The organism is Pedobacter sp. (assembly GCF_965249885.1).
Lineage (GTDB): Bacteria > Bacteroidota > Bacteroidia > Sphingobacteriales > Sphingobacteriaceae > Pedobacter.
Map to the genome: position 1 here is coordinate 2812516 of NZ_OZ252254.1, position 24207 is coordinate 2836722.

Here is a 24207-nt window from a genome sequence, read left to right on the forward strand (position 1 = left end):
GGTCTAAATACTAAATACTGGATACTAATAATTAAATAAATAAAATGAAAACTATCGCTATTAGCGGTTCTCCAAGAGAGAACGTAGGGAAACGCGATGCCAAAGAGCTTCGCTACGAAGGTAAGGTTCCCGCAGTATTGTACGGAGGTAAAGAGCAAGTGCACTTTGCTGTTTCTAGAACTGATTTAAACGAAGCTATCTACTCTCCAGAAGCTAACTTTGTTGAGATTGATTTAGATGGCAAAAAAGTAAAAGCTATCATCAAGGATACTCAATTCCACCCGTTAACTGATTTGTTGTTACACGTTGATTTTCTTCAATTATTTGATGATAAAGCAATCAACATGGAAATTCCAGTAAAATTAACAGGTACTTCTCCAGGTGTGAAAATGGGTGGTAAATTGGTGCAGAAATTACGTAAACTACGTGTTAAAGCATTCCCTAAAAACATGCCTCAAGTAGTTGAAGTAAGCATCGCAAAATTAGAAGTTGGTAACTTGTTCCGTGTACGTGACCTAGAAAAAGGGGAGTACCAAGTAACTAACACTCCTGAAGATACTATCGTTTCAGTAGCAATGTCAAGAGCATTGAAGCAAGCTGAGAACGAAGCTAAAGGTAAAAAATAATCAAGCTTCTTGATTAAAGATAAAGCGTCCCGATGTAAATCGGGACGCTTTTTGTTATACTAGTTTCAAGGCATAGGCTTTTGTAAGCTAAACCTTATAGTAGCGGTAGCTCCAGAGTTTAACTCTGGACTATAGCGGATAAAAGGACTTTCGAGTACGATTATAAACTTGCCTTGCTTTTCTAAATAGTGTCAATAATGAGGCTTTTTTCAATTATTGCGAGGCACGAAGCAATCCTATAACGTCATTGGGGTACAAAACTACCTTTTAAGATTGTCTCGTATTAACGGACAGTTTTAATCAATCCAGCAATGATAAACTGACTATCAATAGAAAAATTCATCACTCACGAGAACTGTCATCTCGCTTTTCGATGTTGTACTTTTATTGCTTAGCTTTCCAATTTTACACTTAACTCCTTACATTTGCCACATGAAATTTCTTATAGTAGGCTTGGGTAATATTGGCGCCGAGTATGTTGGCACTAGGCACAATATTGGTTTTGATATTGCCGATGAGTTGGTTGCTGGTTTGGAAGGTAGTTTTGAACATGGCAGATTGGCCTATCATGCAGAGGTGTCTCACAAGGGTAAAAAACTGCATGTAATTAAACCAACTACTTACATGAACTTAAGCGGTAAAGCGGTGAATTATTGGATGAAGGAACTGAAAATTTCTCCGGAAAATGTATTGGTTTTGGTGGATGATTTGGCTTTGCCCCTAGGGAAGCTACGTATGAAATTGCAAGGAAGCAGTGCCGGTCACAATGGTTTGAAAAGTATTGAAGAAGTTTGCGGTGGACAAAATTACGCTCGTCTACGTTTCGGCATAGGAGATGATTTCCCGAAAGGTAGACAAGTTGACTTTGTACTTGGCCAGTTTGATAAGAACGAGAAGAAAGAGCTACCGGTGCTAATCAACAGAGCCGTTAGCATGATCAAAAGTTTTGCTACTATTGGCGCAGCACAAACCATGACCTTATTTAACAAATAACTGGCGGGCAAGCAAGCTAGAGAAGTGCTCAAGGCATTCCGAAACTGTTTACCTATTTAGTAATGCGCTAATTTTTTCGTGCAGTACACCAATTTTAAAAGGTTTTCCTATAATGTCGTCTGCACCAACTTCCTTGGCTGTAGCTTTATCTTGATCCAATACTCCCGCCGAAAAAGAGATAATTGGAATGTTTTCCTTGCCAGGAATATGGCCTTCTCTAATTTTTTTGATCGCTTCCAAGCCATTCATCACTGGCATGTAAGTGTCCATCAAAACTAAATCGAAGTGATCTTTTTCCAACGCTTCCAGTGCGGCGGCACCGTTGGTTACAACAGTAGTTTGTACTTTCCAATCGTTAAGGATTTTAACAATAAGAAATACATTGATAGAGTTGTCTTCGGCTACTAAAATCTTAATGCCGTCTAAGGTAGGTAGTTGTTCAATAGGTCTTTTTACAGGTTCTTCGTTGTTTTTTTCCACTGTTTTATACCATTTAGTAAATGAAAATGTACTTCCTTTGCCAAGTTCGCTTTGCACGTCTAACTCGCCACCTTTTAGCTCGGCCAACTTTTTCACAATAGATAATCCTAGTCCTGTACCACCATATACTCTAGTGTGTACATTTTCTACCTGCTCAAAGGATTGGAATATGGTTTGTATATTATCTTTTGAAATACCAATGCCTGTGTCAGTTACCGAGAATTTAAGCAGTTTGGTGTTTGCTCTTTCTTCCAGTGCTTCTATTTTAAAAATTACTTCGCCCTCGTTAGTGAATTTAACAGCATTGCTCAGTAAATTCATGAAAATTTGATTCAAACGGAGCGAATCAGCCATAATGTATGTTGGTACATTCTTGTCAATAGCTAACTTGAGCGATATTCCTTTTTCTAAAGCTTTTACATTGAGTAAGTTAGCAGCTGTTTTAGCTAGGTCTTTAATGTCAGTTTCGGCAAAGTTTATTTTGTATTTACCTGCTTCTATTTTCGATAAATCTAAAATATCATTGATTACACCTAATAGCGAGTTGGAGGAAACATCTAAAAGATTAATAATTTCTTTCACTTCTTCCTTGAGGTCCTCTTGTTTAAGCAAATGTACTAGTCCGATAATGCCATTTATTGGTGTACGTATTTCATGGCTCATGTTGGCCATAAAATTTTCTTTAGCTCTCTTGCCTTGTTCAGCATCTTCCTTAGCTTTGATCAAGTCACCTTGTACTTGTTCTAACTGTGAGTTTTTGCTTTTGATTTCTCGCTGAGTTCGCACCAATTGAATGAAAGAGTCAACTTTTGCAGAAGTGATATAAGGGTCTAGCGGTTTATACAGGTAGTCTACAGCCCCAGCGCTTAGTCCTTTGATAGCGTATTTCGCTTCAGTGGATATAGCTGTAACAAATATGATAAGGATATCCTGCGTACGGGCGTTATTTTTCAAAATTTCTACCAGCTCAAATCCATTCATTTCTGGCATTTGTACATCAACAAGTGCAATAGCAATATCCTTTTCCCAACAAATTCTTAACGCTTCGTTAGGGGAGGTGGTAGAGATAATATTGATGTCGTTTCTATTTAAAAGGGCCTCTAAAGCAATAATGTTCTCCTGCTTGTCATCCACTATTAGTAGGTTAATTTTATTCATTGAGGCAGATTTAGTTAATTTTTTGATAAATGTTATTTTTCTTGTCTATTGCTTTAAATTTCTTCGCCAGTTTTTGGTCCCTAATGGTTTCCTTTCCTCCTAGGCATAAAAAACCAAAGTTGGCTAAGCTTTCATAGAACAGGTTAATTACTATGTTTTGTAACTGTGGATTAAAATAAATCAGTACATTTCTACAAGAAATCACCTGAAATTCGTTGAAAGGGCCATCTGAAACTAGATTATGCATGGAAAATAGCACATTTTTTTTCAATTGCCTAGAAATAGAGGCAGCATCATATTGCGCCACATAGTGGTTTGCCAGTGATTTTCCTCCGTCAACAGCGAGGTAGTTCTCTGAGTATTGTTTCATTTTCTGCAGGTCGTATATGCCCTCCTTTGCTGTTTCGAGCACTTTATGGTTAATATCTGTACCATAAAAAAAACTTCTGTTGTAAAGGCCGTATTCTTCAAAAAGTATTGCAAAGGAGTATAGTTCTTCTCCAGTAGAACAACCTGCGTTCCAAACTTTTAAATGTTGGTAAGAACTGAGGTAAGGCAAGACATTATCCTTTATCGATTTAAAGAACTTCGGGTCGCGAAACATCTCGGTTACATTTACCGTTATTTCATTCAGAAAATCGTGAAAAAAATGCTCGTTGTTAATCAGTGTATTCCTTAAATCAAAATAATCGAGTCTTTTTAAAACCATAATCCGATTAAGTCTCCGTTTTAGTGATGCCCTGGAGTATCCTCCGAAATCAAACCCATAAATATTTTTGGCTACAACTATAATATCTTCTACTTGTTCGTCTGTAATCACCTCGTGTGTCATGTTATCTTATCACTAGCTTAACCAAACCCTCAACATTGATAAGAGCTTATCCACATCAACTGGTTTTGAAATGTAATCGCTTGCACCTGCTTCAATACATTTTTCTCTATCGTTTTTCATGGCTTTGGCAGTTAGTGCAATAACCGGTAAATTAGCCAAGTGCCGCTGCGCTCTTATTTTTCTCATGGCTTCGTAACCATCCATTTCAGGCATCATAATATCCATTAGAACCAAATCAATTTCAGGGTGTGCTGTTAATTTTTCCAATGCTTCTACGCCATTATTGGCAATTACCACCTTTATTTTATAATCTTGCAGGGCCGAAGATAAAGCAAAGATATTCCGCATATCGTCATCGGTAATTAAAATTGTTTTATTTTCCAGCGCCTTTTCAATGGTAGTGGCGTAGTTTTTCGGAGCCGCAACTGTCTTTATATTTTCTTCTTTAGGTGTGTCTCCTTGTAATTTATTCATGAATAGGCTCACTTCATCTAGCAGCCTATCATTTGACTTGTTGCTTTTCAACACCATGGCCTGCGAATAGCGCATAATTTGGGCCATTTTATCGCGGTCCAGCTCCATGGCCGTATTGATAATAACTGGTATTTGTTTGGTGTCGGGGTTTGATTTTATCTCATCTAATAGATCAAATCCAGAAATATCAGGAAGCTTCAAGTCTAAGATAATGCAGTCGAAAGTGCTTTCTTCAAGCATTTGTAAGGCTTCTTTTCCCGTATAAGCTTGTGATACTTTTGCTCCTTTCTTTATCAGTTGCTCATTTAAATCGTTGCTCTGCAGAATTTGATCTTCAATTACTAATACGTTGTTAAAGTGATAAGTGTATTGATTAGATAACAGTTCAAAAGCTTGATCTAGTTTTTCTTTATCTACAGGTTTTTTAAGGAAGCCAATTGCGCCTTCTTTCTTTGCTTTGCTAGTTTTTTCATCTCCAGCCGACATCATGTGGATTGGGATATGTTGTGTAGCCGGGTTAGCTTTTAGTTTTTTTAGGATAGTCCAGCCGTCCATAACGGGCAGCATTACGTCAAGCACAATGGCGTCTGGAAGCTCTTCTATCGCTAAAGCCAAGCCTTCGTCGCCACTGTGAGCCAAGATAGGCTCAAAGCCTTTTTCAATGGCATAAGCTTTTAATATTTCTGCGAAGTTTTCGTCGTCTTCCACAATTAGCAGTTTGTTCCCTGCTGATTTTTTAGTAGCACTTGGAATTATGTTCAACGGAGATTCAACAATTTGTGGTTGTATTGTTTCTACAACTCTATGGAGGGTGTTTTCTGAAGGTTCTACACTAGTAACCAAGCTTTGCGGAATGATCAAAGTGAAGGTGCTGCCTACGCCAACTTCGCTGCTAAGTTGTATTTCACCGCCTAACAAATTAGCTAACTCTCTGCTGATAGATAGACCCAAACCTGTTCCTCCGTATTTCCTACTTGTAGATCCATCTTCCTGCTGGAAAGCTTCAAAAATAATTTGCTGTTTATCTTGCGGAATGCCAATACCAGTATCGTTAACGGCGAAATAAATCAGTTTTTCTTGTTGTTTTAAGGTTGGATTGTACTTTGCCTGTTGTTGGTTGGCAACGCCTACTTCTACAGTAACCGCCCCGCCTTTTCGAGTAAATTTTATCGCATTAGAAAGGAGGTTTTTAAGGATCTGTTCAATTCTAGCCTGATCGGTAGTAATAGAAGACGGAAGATCACTTTTTAGGCTAAATTGATAGTTGATTTCCTTTTGCTTAGTAAGTTCGGAAAAGAGTGAGTCTATCTGAGATTTTATAGCCAATGGTTTTACTTCCTCAATTATTAAATCCACTTTTCCCGATTCTATTTTTGATAAATCTAGGATGTCATTTATAAGAGCAAGTAAATCCGAGCCCGCGTTGTGAATCACTCCAGCATATTTAATTTGTTCCTCTGAAAGGTTGTTAAGTTTATTCTCTTTTAGAATGCGAGCAAGTATCAATATGCTATTTAGTGGCGTTCGTAGCTCGTGGCTCATATTGGCCAAAAATTCCGATTTATACCTGCTGCTTAACGACAATTCTTCGGCTTTTAAGCTGATTGCTTCCTTCGCTTGATTGATAGAAGCATTTCTCTCTTCCAGCAATTGCGCTTTTTCTTCGAGTTCTGCGTTTGCCTGTTGTAGTTCTTCTTGTTGTACTCTTAATTCCTCTTCCGAAGCTTGTAGCTCTTCGGTTTTGTGCATTAAATCTTCATTAGTTACCCGCAGTTCTTCTTGCTGACTAATCAACTCTTCTGCTTGCTGCTGGGTTTTTTCAAATAACTCCTGCAATTTTACTTTAGCTACCATGCTATTTACGGCAATGCCGATATCTTTAGCTACTAGCTCTAAAAACGCAATATCGTTAGGCTGAGGCTCGCTGGTTAATCCAATTTCTAATACCGAGATGGCAGTATCTTCAAATAATACAGGCACACAAATGATATAGTTTGGACTGGCATTGCCTAAAGCTGAACTTATTTTTAGGTATCCGGCCGGCACAGGACTAAAAACTTTCGTTTTTTTCTCTAATGCCGCTTGACCTGCTAAACCCTCACCAAAATGAAACGCCCTGTCGCTAAGGTTTTCGTGAATTGCAAAAGTTCCTCTCACTCTCATTGTTTTTTGGGAACGATTGATAAGATAAAAAACGCCTATCGGGAAATTAAGCAAATTGCAAACCGCAGAGATGATATTATCGGCCAATTGATCCATGGTGTATTCACCTCGCATCACTTCATTAATCTTTGCTTCACTACTTAGTAGCCAATTATGGTGCTCGTTCTTGGCTGATAAATCTGCCAATTCTTTATTTGTGCGCAAAATCTCTCTTTCGGTATCTTTCTGTTGGTCGAAGGTTGCACGTATATATTTGAGCATGAATAAAATCAATCCGAAAATAATTAGCGAACTGATGATAATTACAACAATGGTTCTTGTACTTCTATCTGCCGAAACCTCTTGTCTTTCTTTTAATAACTTATATTCAAGCGCAATGAGCTCATCAGCAAATGCTAAAAACCTAATTTTATTGATGCGGCCTTTTTCATTCAAAAATTGCTTTTTGGCTCCATCAAAGTCACCAATGTTGGCTTTGGCGGCAATTTGTTTCATGTCTGAAACTTTCCAAACTGCGTAAAACTTGATACTGTCCGCCTTTTTTTGCTGTATCGCATTATCGCTTACCAATTGGCTAAGTTCTTCTGCCAATGGTAGTATCGTATTTATGTTTTCGTCGTAAGGTCCTCGATAATCGTTCTTTTCGCTCAATAGAAAACCTCTCAATGATGCTTCGCTATGCAGTAATTTAATCTCCAGTCGCTCTGCTGTTTTAGCAACTGTTTGCGTGTGCGCCACCCATTTGTAACTATCGTTAAGTGAATGAATACTTAGATAAGAAGCCACAGCCGAAATCAATACAAAAATTAATGACGCGGTAAAGCCCGTAAGTAGCTGTTGCTTAAAAGAAAGTTTGAGCATATAGAAACGCTATTTAAGGTTGAAAACTGGGCTAAGATAGCTAATATAGGAATAATTGTATCTATAGAAATTTAATACATTAGAGGCGTAATTGTAAAAACTTGTTTTTGTTAACTTTGTGAACTTAAAATATAAAAATGAAACTATACGGTATCCCAAATTGTAATACAGTAAAAAAGGCACAGGATTGGCTAACACAACATGGACATAACTTTGAATTCCATGATTTCAAAAAGAAAGGGATAACGACCGAAAAACTAGGTGAATGGTTTGAAGCATTTGGTTGGGAGAAGGTTATTAATAAAAATGGGTTAACTTTTAAAAAACTGACCAAAGATCAGCAACAGGAAATTAACTCGCCAGAAAAAGTGATTAGCTATCTACTTGAAAATACCAGTGCTATTAAGCGTCCTGTTGTCGAGGTAGATGGAAAAGCTGTGTTATTAGGCTTTAAGGAAGATGAATATTTGGAAATACTGCACCGCAGGTAAGAAGTGTTGTTAAACTTTGTTAAAAGCTTAAATTAAGCTGAAAACTATTTTACTTTTGAATATGTTAAAAAAGCTGTTGTTATCAGTGTTATTATGCCTGCCTTTTTTAGGTTATGCACAAAGCTATATGACTGGAAACGTTTTTGATAACGAACAACGAAATCTGGCTTTACAGGGAGTGTCGGTACGTAACCTAAGTACAAAAGCAGTTGTAGTAACGGATAAGGATGGACATTATGCAATTCCCGCAAAAAATGGTGATCTTATTGTTTACGCATTGATGGGCTACCAAACAGATACCGTTTACCTTGTGAATTTATTTCCTAAAAATAGTTACCTGCGAGCAGCAGTGAATACGTTAAATCCGGTAAACGTAACCACTACTAAAGTCTCGCCTTTCTTAGATACGAAGGATCCAGAAGCTCGGCCTGCAAAACAAGTAGATTACTCAAAAAATAGGGGAGGCTTACGTCTTAATCTTGGTTATGGGAAATATCGCAGACAACAAGCAAAAGAGCAGGAATTAGAAGAAGCTGCAGATATCAACGAAGAAATTTCGAAAAATTTTAATCGAGAGGTGATACAAAAGTTGGTCAACTACAAAGCAAAAGATTTGGATGATTACATCGGTCTTTATCGGCCAACGGTGGCGCAAGTCAGGGCAGATAAAGATTTCGACTATACCTATTATATTGCTACCACATTTACCGAATGGCGTAAACTTCCTGAAAACGAACGCAAACTTCCCTCCCTGCCAAAACTAAAAGCTAAACCCTAGCTAAATAATAATCATGCGGCAATTTTGAAAATTGTGCTTTTTCGGTTTACTTTGATTTCAAATTAAAACAACACATGCAAAAAATAGTATTGAAAACTTTTGCCTTTGCGCTTTTTTTGTGCGGGCAACTGGGCTATGCTCAAGATAAACCTGTTAGTAAATATGTTCCAGAAGAAGCTTTTGGTCCTTTGTTTTACACTCAAAATGGCAATGAGTATCGGTCTGCTAGTGGTGCTCCAGGACATAAGTACTGGCAAAATAGGGTAGATTATAATATCAGCGCAAGCTTGGATGAAAAAACCAGTACTGTAAAAGCAACGGTGACCATCACCTACAAAAACAATAGTCCTGAAAAACTGCCTTACCTTTGGCTGCAGCTCGATCAAAACTCGTTCAAGCAAAACTCTCGTGGATTGGCTATTACACCACCCGTAAGTAGATATGGTGCACAGGGCGAAAAGTTTAACGGCGGCTATGCCATTTCAAATTTGTCGGTATCTCAAAAAGCTAAACCTGTAAAATTTAGTTCCATTGTTGAAGATACACGTATGCAGATTAGGCTTGATCAGCCAATGGCTGCCAATGGCGACGTGGTGGTGATTAAAATGGATTATGTATATGAGATTCCAGTTTTAGGTTCTGATAGAACCGGACATTTAACTACTAAGAATGGCGAAATCTTTGCCGTTGCACAATGGTTTCCTCGTATGTGTGTTTATGATGATGTATTGGGATGGAATACCTTGCCATACTGGGGTGCTGGCGAGTTTTATTGCGAATACGGTGATATCACATTCGATGTAACCGTGCCAGGAAATCATATTGTAATGGGGTCCGGAGAATTACTGAACCCTCAAGAAGTTTTTACCGCGGAACAATTGAAGCGTTGGAATGAAGCCAAAAGCAGCGACAAAACAATTCATGTTAGATCGGAGGCTGAAGTTACTGATCCAAAATCGCGTCCAGCGAAAGACAAATTAACTTGGAAGTTTAAAATTACTAACACTCGTGATGCAGCTTGGTCATCATCAAAGGCATTTGTACTCGATGCCGCTCGTATCAACTTGCCTAGCGGTAAAAAGTCTCTAGCTGTTTCAGCCCATCCTGTTGAAAGCAACGGTAATGATAGTTATGGAAGGGCGGTAGAGTACGTTAAAGGCTCCATAGAACATTACTCGAAAATGTGGTACGAATATCCTTACCCTATGGCAGTTAACGTAGCTACCAATATTGCAGGGATGGAATATCCTGGAATTGTATTTTGCGGATGGACCTCAAAGAAAGGGGAAGCATGGGGAGTAATTGATCACGAATTTGGCCATATTTGGTTTCCTATGATTGTAGGATCTAACGAACGTAAATTTGGATGGATGGATGAAGGTTTCAATACTTTTATCAATGATATTTCAAGTGCAGAATTCAATAAAGGTGAGTACAAGACACGCCAAATGAATATGAATGCAGTTGGTAAAGCGATAATAGGTAATCCTAAATATGAAAACATGATGTTAATGCCTGATGGAATGGCAGAAGCTAATATTGGCATCAACCTTTATTATAAACCAAGTTGGGCATTGCATATCTTGAGAGACCAAATCCTAGGTCAGGATCGCTTTGATTTTGCTTTTAGGCAGTACATTAATAATTGGGCATTTAAGCATCCAACGCCTTACGATTTTTTCCGTACTATGGAAAATGCAGCAGGAGAGGACTTGAGCTGGTTTTGGAAAAGTTGGTTCTTGAATAATTGGAAAATGGACCAAGGCATCGCCGAAGTGAAAGAGGTGAAAAATAATGGAGCCTTGGTAGCTTACACCATTAAGGTGGATAATTTGGAACAAATGCCGATGCCGATTATTTTAGGAATTAAAACAAAAAGCGGTAAAACCGATATCGTGAAAATTGCTGCGGATGTTTGGATGAAAAACATAAGTTGGACGGTAACCTATCCAACAACCGAAGAAATTGTTGAAGTGGTGCTAGACCCTCAACAAGTATTGCCGGATAGTAACTCGGCTAATAATAAATGGACTAATTAGCAGTATTGTTATTGATAAAATTTTATAATCCCCAATAAGCTGCTATTGGGAGTTTAGGATTTTTAATCCTACAAGAAAGGCTGTCTTAGAAAGTCATCCTTTATTTCATACTCATAGCTAAACAAATATGCGTTTAGCTATTTAGAAAAAAAATCTATATCAAGTATGAAATAAGGACCGGACTTTTGAGGCAGCTTTTTTTTGCATTACTAATGTGTTGGTGATTATAAGTTCGCAATTTCCACTTCCCTTTATTCAAGCCTTTGGAAATTCAATTCCCAAATAAGTACCATCTTGAATTTGTTGGACGAGTAGTAACGATTTAAATCTCGATAAGATCAATTTTTTTACTTTCAAGAGAATACTTATTTGTCGAGATAAACCAAAAATAAGTTGCTATAGCCAACGTGCATTAAAAATCACTAAGTTTAATAAGAACATTGTATTTTGGAATTCATCATAATTTATCCAAATAACTTGCGTTAATAGCATTAATGTGAAGCAATGTTTAGGTGTGGGTTTTAGTTGAAATAACCATAACCGCTTAGCTAAAAACTTTTAAAAGAGATCATGTGAATCGCTTGACTTACAAGGTCAAATTCCCCAATTTTTCCACACTTTTCTTAAATTTTTATATAGCTTTTTTGTTTAAATCAATATGGAATTGTTTTTTTAGGGATACGGCATATCTAAGCTTTGAGATTGTAAGTTTGTAAAACTGCTTACTTTTTGATTGTGAAATCTGCATACGATTGAAATCTTTGGTTTAAATCAATTTTGAAATAAAATTTAATCTGTCTATCGTGCAAATATGTTCAAGTTGGATAAAAATTCTTTGCTACTTAATTTTTTTTGAACAGCTATTAGTTTTGTGTTAAAAAAAAAATGGTAAAAAAATAGATTTAAAACTATAAGTTGTTTAAAGAGACATTTTAAGTAGCGGATTTTCTGTGTTTTTAGTTGATTTTTTGCTGTTTTCGTGGGTTGAGCGGTGTGTTTTTCTCAGATTGAGGAAAAGCTACATCAACGAAAATTAAATAGCTTTATTGCTTCCTGTTCAAAAAAGCCGCATTTCCGTATAAATCCAATTTTTTTCTGGTGGCATAGCTTTTGGCTTTACGTGGCTGACGTGTCTGTTTTGGCACCAGAAATTTATGAAGAAAATTTTCAAGCGCATCGCACTGTGTTCAGTGCTCGGGGTCAGTGTACAGTTTGCACAGGCTCAAGTCAAAATAGGAGATAATCCTACGACAATCAACAAGGCGTCTATTCTAGAGTTAGAGAGTAGTAACAAAGGTTTATTGTTCCCACGCGTTAATCTTACCAGTACCACCACTTGGGGCTTGGCTACGGGCAGCACGCCTGTAGCAGGTATGGTAGTATATAATATAAATACTACAACCGCAGGATTCGCTGGTTCCACTGCATATCCAGCAATGCAGCCTGATGGGACTGGCTTGTATTATTGGGATGGAAATGGTTGGGTTGCTGTTAAAGGTAGTAAAGGTAACGGAATTCTCAACGGTACCGGAGCGCCAACAACAGCTATAGGTAATGATGGAGATTTTTATATCGACCCTACCGTTAGTATTGTTTATGGACCCAAAACTAACGGTACATGGCCGGCCGGGATAAGCTTGACTGGTGCTGCTGGTGCCAATGGTAAGACGATACTCAACGGTACCGGAGCGCCTACAGCGGCAATCGGGACTAATGGAGATTTTTACATTGACCCTACAGCGAATATTATCTACGGCCCTAAGGCTAGTGGTACATGGCCAGCAGGTGTAAGCCTGGTTGGTCCTTCTGGTGCCAACGGAAAAACGGTACTCAGCGGAAGTGGTGCGCCAACGACCGCAACAGGTACTGATGGAGATTTCTATATTGACCCTACAGCAAATATCATCTATGGCCCTAAAGCTGGTGGCACATGGCCAGCAGGCGTAAGCCTGGTGGGTGCCGCCGGACAAGGAGGGGTTTCCATAGCAGGAACAGATATGTTGCTTACGGGTACGGGGACAGTAGCAGATCCCTATATAATAAATAGTAAAATAACTGCAAACAATGGTTTAACTAAAAATGCTGGCAATATACAATTGGGTGGTGCACTAACAAACGCTACAACGATCACCACCGATGCCAACAATACATTGGCGATCGCTGGTCTTCAACAGGGTTCGTCTGTTGACAAGCTTGTAGTAGTTGATGGTAGCACAGGTGTGTTGAAACAGATAAATGGCAATGCTGTGGCCACTACGGTAAACAATACCTTGTCGGGCTCTTCGTTGACCACAACGATCAACGGAGTTACCTCTGCATCTTTGGACCTTGCGCCTGCGCTTGCTGCCGCTACGACCAACACTTTGAGCGTAGCCTCCGGTCAACTGACATCTAACGTAAACGGTGTGACCTCATCGGTCAACCTTCCGAGCCTGTTGAACAGCAACACTACGGTAAACAATACCTTGGCGGGCTCTTCGCTGACCACAACGATCAACGGGGTTAGTTCCGCATCTTTGGACCTGGCGCCTGCGCTTGCTGCCGCTACGACCAACACCTTGAGCGTAGCCTCCGGTAACCTGACGTCCAACGTAAACGGTGTGACCTCGTCGGTCAACCTTCCGAGCCTGTTGAACAGCAACACTACGGTGAACAATACCTTGTCGGGCTCTTCGTTGACCACAACGATCAACGGAGTTACTTCTGCATCTTTGGATCTTGCACCTGCGCTTGCTGCCGCTACTACGGTGAGCAACAGCTTCAGCGGCAAGAACCTGATCACCAATGTTAACGGTGTGAGCAGTTCCCCAGTTGATATTTCCTCCGCCCTGGCATCTGCCACCACGGTGAACAATACCTTGTCGGGCTCTTCGTTGACCACAACGATCAACGGAGTTACTTCTGCATCTTTGGATCTTGCACCTGCGCTTGCTGCCGCTACTACGGTGAGCAACAGCTTCAGCGGCAAGAACCTGATCACCAATGTTAACGGTGTGAGCAGTTCCCCAGTTGATATATCCTCCGCCCTGGCATCTGCCACTACGGTAAACAATACGTTGGCAGGCTCTTCGTTGACCACAACGATCAACGGAGTTACTTCTGCATCTTTGGATCTTGCGCCTGCGCTTGCTGCCGCTACGACTAACACTTTGAGCGTAGCCTCCGGCCAACTGACCTCTAACGTAAATGGTGTGACCTCATCGGTCGACCTTCCGAGCCTGTTGAACAGCAACACCACGGTGAACAATACCTTGTCGGGCTCTTCGTTGACCACAACGATCAACGGAGTTACTTCTGCATCTTTGGATCTTGCGCCTGCGCTTGCTGCCGCTACGACCAATACTTTGAGCGTAGCCTCCGGCCAACTGACCTCTAACGTAAATGGTGTGACCTCATCGGTCGACCTTCCGAGCCTGTTGAACAGCAACACTACGGTGAACAATACCTTGTCGGGCTCTTCGTTGACCACAACGATCAACGGAGTTACTTCTGCATCTTTGGATCTTGCGCCTGCGCTTGCTGCCGCTACGACCAATACTTTGAGCGTAGCCTCCGGCCAACTGACCTCTAACGTAAATGGTGTGACCTCATCGGTCGACCTTCCGAGCCTGTTGAACAGCAACACTACGGTAAACAATACTTCTAGTGCAAATAATTTAACTACCTCGGTTAACGGGGTTACTGCTGCTGCGGTATCTATCATCAACAGCAACATTTTGACTGCCACCAACGGCAACCTAGTATCCACGGTGAACGGCGTTTCTACTACGGCCACACCGGTACTGGTTAGCGCCAGCAGCGGACTTACCGCCAGCAACGGCGATGTGAAATTGGGCGGTACTTTGGGTTCACCCACTACAATCGTTACTAGTGCCAGCAATACAATGGCCATTACTGGCCTGCAGACCGGTGCCAACTCGGACAACATCGTTGTTGCCGACGGCAGCGGTATACTGAAAACGGTTGCAAGGTCTACCTTTACCGCTGATATAAGGGTAGTTGGCACCAGGAACCACGTGAGTTCTGATGCGGGCGTTGGCGGCAACGGTACCTCTTTGGGCACTGGTGCCGACAATATTGCCATCGGTTCCTCCTCACTTGGAGCTGTGACCACCGGCACCGGTTCTATCGGCATCGGAGCCAACGCACTGAACAAGCTTACTTCGGGAACGGGTACGGTTGCAGTTGGCTGGAACGCACTGGCCAATGTTACCACCAGTTCAGGGAATACGGCCATCGGTTCGGCTACGCTTCTGGCGAACACCGGGTCCAGCAACACGGCCGTGGGCAACAATTCACTGGTGGCAAATACCTCGGGCAACAACAACGTTGCCGTAGGTGTAAGCAGTTTGGGCTCCAATACCACCGGTCTGAACAACTCGGCCTTCGGTACGCAGGCTTTGCAGAACAACACTGCGAGCAACAACGTCGGTTTTGGCTACCAGGCACTTAGGGGCAATACGAGCGGCAGCAACAACATCGGCCTTGGCGTAGGTACGGGCACGTCCACCTCGACGGATGTCACCACAGGTTCCAACAACCTGTTGATCGGCAACGGCATTTCGATCATGGACGGTACCGCGAGCAACCAGATGAACATCAAGAACACGATCTTTGGTACGGGCATGAACGGAAGCCTGGCCTCTCCGGCGGGGAGCATCGGTATCAACACGAGCGCACCGAGCAATACGCTGCACGTGAAGGCCACTTCCAATCCGCTGCGCCTTGAGGGTCTGCAGACGGGCAGTGGTTCCGACCAGATCCTGGTTGCCGACGCTACCGGTGTGGTAAGGCAGTTGAGCGCCAGCTCGATTCCTACCACGGTATCGAACGCTTCCAATACGAATACGTTGACGACCACGGTGAACGGTGTTACCGGTACGGGAGTGAACATCATCAACAGCAATGCACTGAGCACATCTGGTGGTAACCTGGTGAGCACAGTTAACGGCGTATCCTCATCGATCAGCCTGAATACAGTGCTTAGCGGCAGCACGACCAATACATTGAGCGTGGCCTCTGGGCAACTGACCTCCAATGTTAACGGAGTGACCTCATCGGTTAACCTTCCAAGCTTATTGAACAGCAACACTACGGTATCTAATACTTCTAGTGCAAATAATTTAACTACCTCGGTTAATGGGGTTACTGCTGCTGCGGTATCTATCATCAACAGCAATAGTTTGACGGCTACTGGTGGAAACCTGGTATCGAACGTTAACGGAGTAAGCTCATCGGTTAACCTTTCAAGCTTATTGAATAGCAATACTACGGTAAGCAATGCTTCCAATACGAATACATTAACTACCTCAGTTAACGGCGTTACGGGTACGGGAGTGAACATCATCAACAGCAATGCGCTGACCTCTTCGGGAAATGCGATCGTTAGCACTGTCAACGGGGTATCTACCACATTAACGCCAACAGCCGGCGGTACGATCGCCGAGAGCCTCGGCTTCAACAGTTCGGGCGTTCTGGTAAGGCAGACGAACAATGCTGCCAATGGGCAGAACATCTACAGTACCGATGGTTCCCTTGGTGGCAACCGTACGGTTACCCAGGGAGCTAATAACCTGACCTTCAGCGCTACCACAGGTAACCTGGTATTCAGTCCCAGCGGTACTGGTAGGGTAGGTATTGCCAACAGCAGTCCGGCCGAGCGTTTGGACGTGACCGGCAACGTACGTTTCTCCGGTGCGCTGATGCCAAATGGCGCTGCTGGTACCAGCGGACAGATTTTAACCTCTGCGGGTGCGGGAGCTGCGCCGACCTGGACCAGTGCCAGTTCATTGCCGGTAACGGTATCGAACGCTTCCAATACAAATACATTGACGACCACGGTAAACGGTGTTACCGGTACGGGAGTGAACATCATCAACAGCAATGCGCTGAGCACATCTGGCGGCAACCTGGTGAGCACGGTGAACGGAGTAAGCTCATCGATCAGCCTACCAAGCTTACTGAACAGCAACACTACGGTATCTAATACTTCTAGTGCAAATAATTTAACTACCTCGGTAAACGGAGTTACAGGCAGTTCGGTAAACATCATCAATAGCAACAGTTTGACGGCCGCTGGCGGTAATCTGGTATCTAACGTTAACGGCGTATCCTCGACGGTAAGCCTGGGAACGTTGTTGAGCAGCAACACTACGGTGTCTAACACTTCCAGTGTAAATAACTTGACTACCTCTGTGAATGGGGTTACTGCTGCTGCTGTATCTATCATCAACAGCAACAGTTTGACATCATCGGCCAACAATATGACTGTAGCGGTCAACGGTGTAACATCGACTGCAGTACCGATTATCAACAGCAATAGTTTGACGGCCACTGGCGGGAACCTGATATCGAACGTTAACGGCGTATCTTCGACGGTGAGTTTGGGGACGTTGTTGAACAGTAACACTACGGTAAGCAATACTTCCAGTGCAAATAACTTGACTACCTCTGTGAATGGGGTTACTGCTGCTGCTGTACCGATCATCAACAGCAACAGTTTGACGGCTACTGGCGGAAATCTGGTATCTAATGTTAACGGCGTATCCTCAACGGTGAGTTTGGGAACGTTGTTGAACAGCAACACTACGGTAAGCAATACTTCCAGTGCAAATAACTTGACTACCTCTGTGAATGGGGTTACTGCTGCTGCTGTACCGATCATCAACAGCAACAGTTTGACGGCTACTGGTGGAAACCTGGTATCGAACGTTAACGGAGTAAGCTCATCGGTTAACCTTTCAAGCTTATTGAATAGCAATACTACGGTAAGCAATGCTTCCAATACGAATACATTAACTACCTCAGTTAACGGCGTTACGGGTACGGGAGTCAACATCATCAACAGCAATGCGCTGACCTCGTCTGGAAATGCGATCGTTAGCACTGTCAACGGGGTATCTACCACATTAACGCCAACAGCCGGCGGTACGATCGCCGAGAGCCTCGGCTTCAACAGTTCGGGCGTTCTGGTAAGGCAGACAAATAATGCCGCCAATGGGCAGAACATCTACAGTACCGATGGTTCCCTTGGTGGCAACCGTACGGTGACTCAGGGAGCTAATAACTTGACTTTCAGTGCTACCACGGGTAACCTGGTATTCAGTCCCAGTGGTACTGGTAGGGTAGGTATTGCCAACAGCAGTCCGGCCGAGCGTTTGGACGTGACTGGCAACGTACGTTTCTCCGGTGCGCTGATGCCAAATGGCGCTGCTGGTACCAGCGGACAGATTTTAACCTCTGCGGGTGCGGGAGCTGCGCCGACCTGGACCAGTGCCAGTTCATTGCCGGTAACAGTATCGAACAATTCAGCTACAAATACATTGACGACCACGGTGAACGGTGTTACCGGTACCGGAGTCAACATCATCAACAGCAATGCGCTGAGCACATCGAGTGGTAACCTGGTGAGCACGGTGAACGGCGTATCCTCGTCGATCAGCTTACCAAGCTTATTGAACAGCAACACTACGGTATCTAATACTTCTAGTGCAAATAACTTGACTACCTCGGTTAACGGGGTGACTGCTGCTGCGGTATCTATCATCAACAGCAACAGCCTGACATCATCGGCCAACAATATGACTGTAGCGGTTAACGGTGTAACATCAACTTCGGCACCGATCATCAATAGCAACAATTTGACGGCCACTGGTGGAAACTTGGTATCTAACGTTAACGGCGTAAGCTCATCGGTGAGTCTGGGAACATTGTTGAACAGCAACACTACGGTAAGCAATACTTCTAGTGCAAACAACTTGACCACATCGGTAAATGGGGTGACTGCTGCTGCGGTATCTATTATCAACAGCAATAGTTTGACGGCCACTGGAGGAAACTTGGTATCGAACGTTAACGGGGTATCCTCAACGGTGAGTTTGGGAACGTTGTTGAACAGCAACACCACGGTAAGCAATACTTCTAGTGCAAATAACTTGACCACTTCGGTTAACGGAGTTACAGGCAGTTCGGTGAACATCATCAACAGCAATGCGCTGACCTCGTCTGGAAATGCGATCGTTAGCACTGTCAACGGGGTATCTACCACATTAACGCCAACAGCCGGCGGTACGATCGCCGAGAGCCTCGGCTTCAACAGCTCAGGTGTTCTGGTAAGGCAGACCAACAATGCTGCCAATGGGCAGAACATCTACAGTACCGATGGTTCCCTTGGTGGCAACCGTACGGTGACCCAGGGAGCTAATAACCTGACCTTCAGTGCTACCACAGGTAACCTGGTATTCAGTCCCAGTGGTACTGGTAGGGTAGGTATTGCCAACAGCAGTCCGGCCGAGCGTTTGGACGTGACGGGCAACGTACGTTTCTCAGGTGCGCTGATGCCAAATGGCGCTGCTGGCAGCAGCGGACAGATTTTAACCTCTGCAGGTGCAGGCGCTGCGCCGACCTGGACCAGTGCCAGTTCATTGCCGGTAACGGTATCGAACAGCTCAGCTACGAATACATTGACGACCACTGTGAACGGTGTTACCGGTACCGGAGTCAACATCATCAACAGCAATGCGCTGAGCACATCTGGCGGCAACCTGGTGAGCACGGTGAACGGAGTAAGCTCGTCGATCAGCTTACCAAGCTTATTGAACAGCAACACTACGGTAAGCAATACTTCTAGTGCAAATAACTTGACTACCTCGGTTAACGGGGTGACTGCTGCTGCGGTATCTATCATCAACAGCAACAGCTTGACGTCATCGGCCAACAATATAACTGTAGCGGTTAACGGTGTAACATCGACTGCGGTACCGATCATCAATAGCAACAGTTTGACTGCTACCGGTGGAAACCTGGTATCTAACGTTAACGGCGTATCTTCGACGGTGAGTTTGGGAACGTTGTTGAACAGCAACACTACGGTGTCCAATACTTCCAGTGCAAATAACTTGACTACCTCGGTTAATGGGGTTACTGCTGCTGCGGTATCTATCATCAACAGCAACAGTTTGACTGCCACTGGTGGAAATCTGGTATCGAACGTTAACGGCGTGTCCTCGACGGTGAGTCTGGGAACGTTGTTGAACAGTAATACTACGGTAAGCAATGCTTCCAATACGAATACATTAACTACCTCAGTTAACGGCGTTACGGGTACCGGAGTCAACATCATCAACAGCAATGCGCTGACCTCTTCGGGAAATGCGATCGTTAGCACTGTCAACGGGGTATCTACCACATTAACGCCGACAGCCGGCGGTACGATCGCCGAGAGTCTCGGCTTCAACAGTTCGGGCGTTCTGGTAAGGCAGACCAACAATGCTGCCAATGGGCAGAACATCTACAGTACCGATGGTTCCCTTGGTGGCAACCGTACGGTTACCCAGGGAGCTAATAACCTGACCTTCAGCGCTACCACAGGTAACCTGGTGTTCAGTCCAAGCGGTACTGGTAGGGTAGGTATTGCCAACAGCAGTCCGGCCGAGCGTTTGGACGTGACCGGCAACGTACGTTTCTCCGGAGCGCTGATGCCAAATGGCGCTGCTGGTACCAGTGGACAGATTTTAACCTCTGCGGGTGCGGGAGCTGCGCCGACCTGGACCAGTGCCAGTTCATTGCCGGTAACGGTATCGAACAGCTCAGCTACGAATACATTGACGACCACGGTGAACGGTGTTACCGGTACGGGAGTCAACATCATCAACAACAATGCGCTGACCTCGTCTGGAAATGCGATCGTTAGCACTGTCAACGGGGTATCTACCACATTAACGCCAACAGCCGGCGGTACGATCGCCGAGAGCCTCGGCTTCAACAGCTCAGGTGTTCTGGTAAGGCAGACCAACAATGCTGCCAATGGGCAGAACATCTACAGTACCGATGGTTCCCTTGGTGGCAACCGTACGGTTACCCAGGGAGCTAATAACCTGACCTTCAGCGCTACCACAGGTAACCTGGTATTCAGTCCCAGCGGTACTGGTAGGGTAGGTATTGCCAACAGCAGTCCGGCCGAGCGTTTGGACGTGACCGGCAACGTACGTTTCTCCGGAGCGCTGATGCCAAATGGCGCTGCTGGTACCAGCGGACAGATTTTAACCTCTGCGGGTGCGGGAGCTGCGCCGACCTGGACCAGTGCCAGTTCATTGCCGGTAACGGTATCGAACGCTTCCAATACAAATACATTGACGACCACGGTAAACGGTGTTACCGGTACGGGAGTGAACATCATCAACAGCAATGCGCTGAGCACATCTGGCGGCAACCTGGTGAGCACGGTGAACGGAGTAAGCTCATCGATCAGCCTACCAAGCTTACTGAACAGCAACACTACGGTATCTAATACTTCTAGTGCAAATAATTTAACTACCTCGGTTAACGGTGTAACATCAGCTGCTGTACCTATCATCAACAGCAATGTGCTGAGCGCATCGGGGGATAACTTGGTGAGCACGGTGAACGGCGTATCCTCGTCGATCAGCCTGACCGCCGTACTTGGCGGCAGCACGACCAATACTTTGACGGCCACCAACGGCAATCTGGTATCCACGGTGAACGGCGTTTCTACCACTGCCACACCGGTGCTGGTTAGCGCCAGCAGCGGACTTACCGCCAGCAACGGCGACGTGAAATTGGGCGGAACCCTGGGCGCTGCCACAACGATCACCACCGATGCGACCAAGACCCTTGCCATTTCCGGCCTTCAGACCGGGGCCAACTCGGACAACATCGTTGTTGCCGACGGCGGCGGCGTACTGAAGACCGTTGCAAGGTCAACCTTCGATGCCGACGTACGTTTGCTTGGCACCAGGAACCACGTGACATCCGATGCGGGCGTAGGCGGCAACGGCACCTCTTTGGGCACGGGCACCGACATTATTGCTATCGGCTCGGGGGCCATGGCCGCCAATACCACCGGTACGGGCATCGTTGCCATCGGCAGCAATGCGCTTGCGGGCAACACCACCGGTCTGAGGAACACTGCCATCGGCTTCGGTACGCTGGCTACGGTTACCACATCGAGCGACAATACCGCTGTTGGGGCCAATTCCCTGACTGCGACCACTAGTGGGAACCACAATGCCGGTCTGGGCTCCAATACGCTGCAGACCAATACAACTGGATTTTTTAACACGGCCATCGGTAGCCAGGCGCTGAAGGCGAACGTTAGCGGCAGCCGCAATACAGCCATCGGCTATGGTACACTTGTTTCCAACACGGCCAGCGATAATACCGCAGTGGGCGGGGAGGCGCTGAGCGTTGTCACTACGGGCAACCAGAATACTGCCGTTGGGGCAGCTTCGCTCAAGTCGCTGACTACGGGCAAGTTCAACACTTCGCTGGGCTATGGTGCGCTGAACCTTGCCACCACTGCCGACAACAATACCGGCCTTGGCTTCTTTGCGATACTGAAGGCCACGGGAGCGGAGAATACTGGCGTTGGTACCAGGGCACTACAGGAGGCTACCACCGGTGCAAGGAACATCCAGCTGGGCATAGGTACGGGTGGTGCCGGTGCTAACGACGTTACCACAGGTTCCAACAACCTGTTGATCGGTTACAAGCTTGGTGTGCCGAGCGGTACTGCGAGCAACCAGATGAACATCATGAACAGCATCTTCGGTACCGGCCTTAGCGGAAGCCTTGCCTCTCCTGCGGGCAGCATCGGTATCAACACGAGTGCACCGAGCAACACGCTGCACGTGAAGGCCGCTTCCAATCCTTTGCGCCTTGAGGGGCTGCAGACGGGCAGTGGTTCCGACCAGATTTTGGTTGCAGATGCCACAGGTGTGGTGAAACAGTTGAGCGCCAGCTCGATTCCTACCACGGTATCGAACGCTTCCAATACGAATACGTTGACGACCACGGTGAACGGTGTTACCGGTACGGGAGTCAACATCATCAACAGCAATAGCTTGACCGCTTCTAGCAATAAGATAACAACTACGGTTAATGGTGTTTCTGCAGATCTCACGCCAAGCTCAGGTACGATTGCCCAAAATTTAGGCTTTGATGCTAGTGGAAATTTAGTGACCGCAACGGCTACAGGCGCTAGTGGATGGGCGCTTACTGGTAATGCCGGTACAACGGCTGGCACTAATTTTATAGGAACTACTGATAATCAGGATATCGTTTTCAAAACGAACAATACAGAATCTGGTAGGATAAACATCTTTAATCAGGCAACTTCCTTAGGGGTATCATCATTATCAGAATTTAAGAGTACAAATATTGGCTATGGTTCGGGTACCACTGGTAAGACCGAATCCGTTTCACTAGGACATTCCGCCAAAGGCGATTATCAAAGTGTAGCCGTAGGAAGTTCTGCTCAAAATACAAGTACGAGTAGTGTTGCGCTAGGTGCGACTTCAAAATCTGCATATCAAGCTGTAGCTGCTGGGCATTCTGCTGAAGCGACACAAAATGGTACAGTAGCCATAGGACAGAATGCCAAAGCAACGGTAAATCAAAATTCTACCGCCGTTGGCCAAAATAGTACCGCGTCAGGTCAAAATAGTACTGCTATCGGTCAGGGAGCTACCGCCAGTGCGACTAATGCGACGGCAATTGGATATAATGCCACTGCCAGCCAAAATAATACACTTATCTTAGGAAATGGCGCTAGCGTTGGTGTAGGTACAACTAGTCCGGGAAGTACGCTAGATGTTCAAGGTGCTCCAAGCAGTACAGCAGTTGCCGATGGTATAACTTTTCCAAGGCTAACAGGCGACCAACTTAAAGCAAAAGATGCACTTTATACTAGTGCTGGTACAATGGTTTATGTTACTGCTCCTGTAGGTACATCATCAACTAAAACAGTTAATGTTACTGCGGTTGGACTTTATCAATTTAACGGCACAGTTTGGCAACGTATGGCTACCACTACTGCTAGTAAAAAAATGGTTTTACCAGCAGAGTATGCTGGAGCTGCCTTAACCGCTTCGGGTACTGGAAATAATGGTAACATGACTAGCGATAATACAAGGACATCCGCTACTCCTAATTGGATGAACTATTACGAATGGATGGGTACTGATGCCTCAGGTGCACAGACCTACCAAATTGCAGTAAGGATTATGCTTCCAAACGACTTTACTGCTTGGGATACGAACAACGCAGTACAAGTTGATAATTTTGCAAACTCAGGCTGTTCGGTTTCTCTGCAATGGTACCTAACCGGTAGTAGCACATTTGCAAGTCAAACTAATATTACTAATACCACATGGAACAAAACTGCCTTTACGAGTACAAATCTCTCAAGTTGGACTACTCCAGGTACAGTAGCTACTTTATTAATTACCCTGTCTGCAACAAACGGGAACGTAGCTAGGGTTGGCGATATCACATTAAATTATCAATAAACTTA

Annotated in this window: 9 protein-coding genes; 6 read left to right on the forward strand and 3 right to left on the reverse strand. The window is 44.4% G+C overall.

What is annotated here, in order from left to right; genetic code table 11:
- Nucleotides 1–44: 44 nt before the first annotated feature.
- Nucleotides 45–626, forward strand: a complete 582-nt coding sequence (locus ACY2A0_RS11940) for a 50S ribosomal protein L25/general stress protein Ctc (protein ID WP_461789762.1) — start codon at nucleotides 45–47, stop codon at nucleotides 624–626.
- Between the two features lie 432 nt (nucleotides 627–1058).
- Entirely contained in the window at nucleotides 1059–1619 is a 561-nt protein-coding gene (pth, locus tag ACY2A0_RS11945; RefSeq protein ID WP_461789763.1) for an aminoacyl-tRNA hydrolase, read from the forward strand.
- Between the two features lie 48 nt (nucleotides 1620–1667).
- Here pth and ACY2A0_RS11950 read toward each other — a convergent pair whose 3' ends face one another.
- The 3 genes from ACY2A0_RS11950 to ACY2A0_RS11960 are packed head-to-tail and all read right to left on the reverse strand — an operon-like array spanning nucleotide 1668 to nucleotide 7587.
- Nucleotides 1668–3257, reverse strand: a complete 1590-nt coding sequence (locus ACY2A0_RS11950; protein ID WP_461789764.1) for a response regulator — start codon at nucleotides 3255–3257, stop codon at nucleotides 1668–1670.
- Nucleotides 3258–3267: 10 nt separating this feature from the next.
- The gene (locus ACY2A0_RS11955) at nucleotides 3268–4089 is read right to left on the reverse strand and encodes a CheR family methyltransferase (protein WP_461789765.1); all 822 of its coding nucleotides are present in this window, start codon (nucleotides 4087–4089) and stop codon (nucleotides 3268–3270) included.
- Nucleotides 4090–4101: 12 nt separating this feature from the next.
- Entirely contained in the window at nucleotides 4102–7587 is a 3486-nt protein-coding gene (locus tag ACY2A0_RS11960) for a hybrid sensor histidine kinase/response regulator (protein WP_461789766.1), read from the reverse strand.
- 137 nt (nucleotides 7588–7724) lie between these two features.
- Between ACY2A0_RS11960 and ACY2A0_RS11965 the strand changes: the two genes are divergently transcribed.
- From ACY2A0_RS11965 to ACY2A0_RS11980, 4 genes are all read left to right on the forward strand, one after another.
- Nucleotides 7725–8078: a Spx/MgsR family RNA polymerase-binding regulatory protein gene (locus tag ACY2A0_RS11965; protein WP_461789767.1), complete on the forward strand. Its 354-nt coding sequence runs from the start codon at nucleotides 7725–7727 to the stop codon at nucleotides 8076–8078.
- A 61-nt stretch (nucleotides 8079–8139) separates the two neighbouring features.
- The gene (locus ACY2A0_RS11970) at nucleotides 8140–8856 is read left to right on the forward strand and encodes a peptidase associated/transthyretin-like domain-containing protein (RefSeq protein ID WP_461789768.1); all 717 of its coding nucleotides are present in this window, start codon (nucleotides 8140–8142) and stop codon (nucleotides 8854–8856) included.
- Between the two features lie 74 nt (nucleotides 8857–8930).
- Nucleotides 8931–10895, forward strand: coding sequence for a M1 family metallopeptidase (locus ACY2A0_RS11975; protein ID WP_461789769.1), 1965 nt, complete (start codon nucleotides 8931–8933; stop codon nucleotides 10893–10895).
- A 1154-nt stretch (nucleotides 10896–12049) separates the two neighbouring features.
- Nucleotides 12050–24202: a beta strand repeat-containing protein gene (locus ACY2A0_RS11980; protein WP_461791527.1), complete on the forward strand. Its 12153-nt coding sequence runs from the start codon at nucleotides 12050–12052 to the stop codon at nucleotides 24200–24202.
- The last annotated feature ends 5 nt before the right edge of the window (nucleotides 24203–24207 follow it).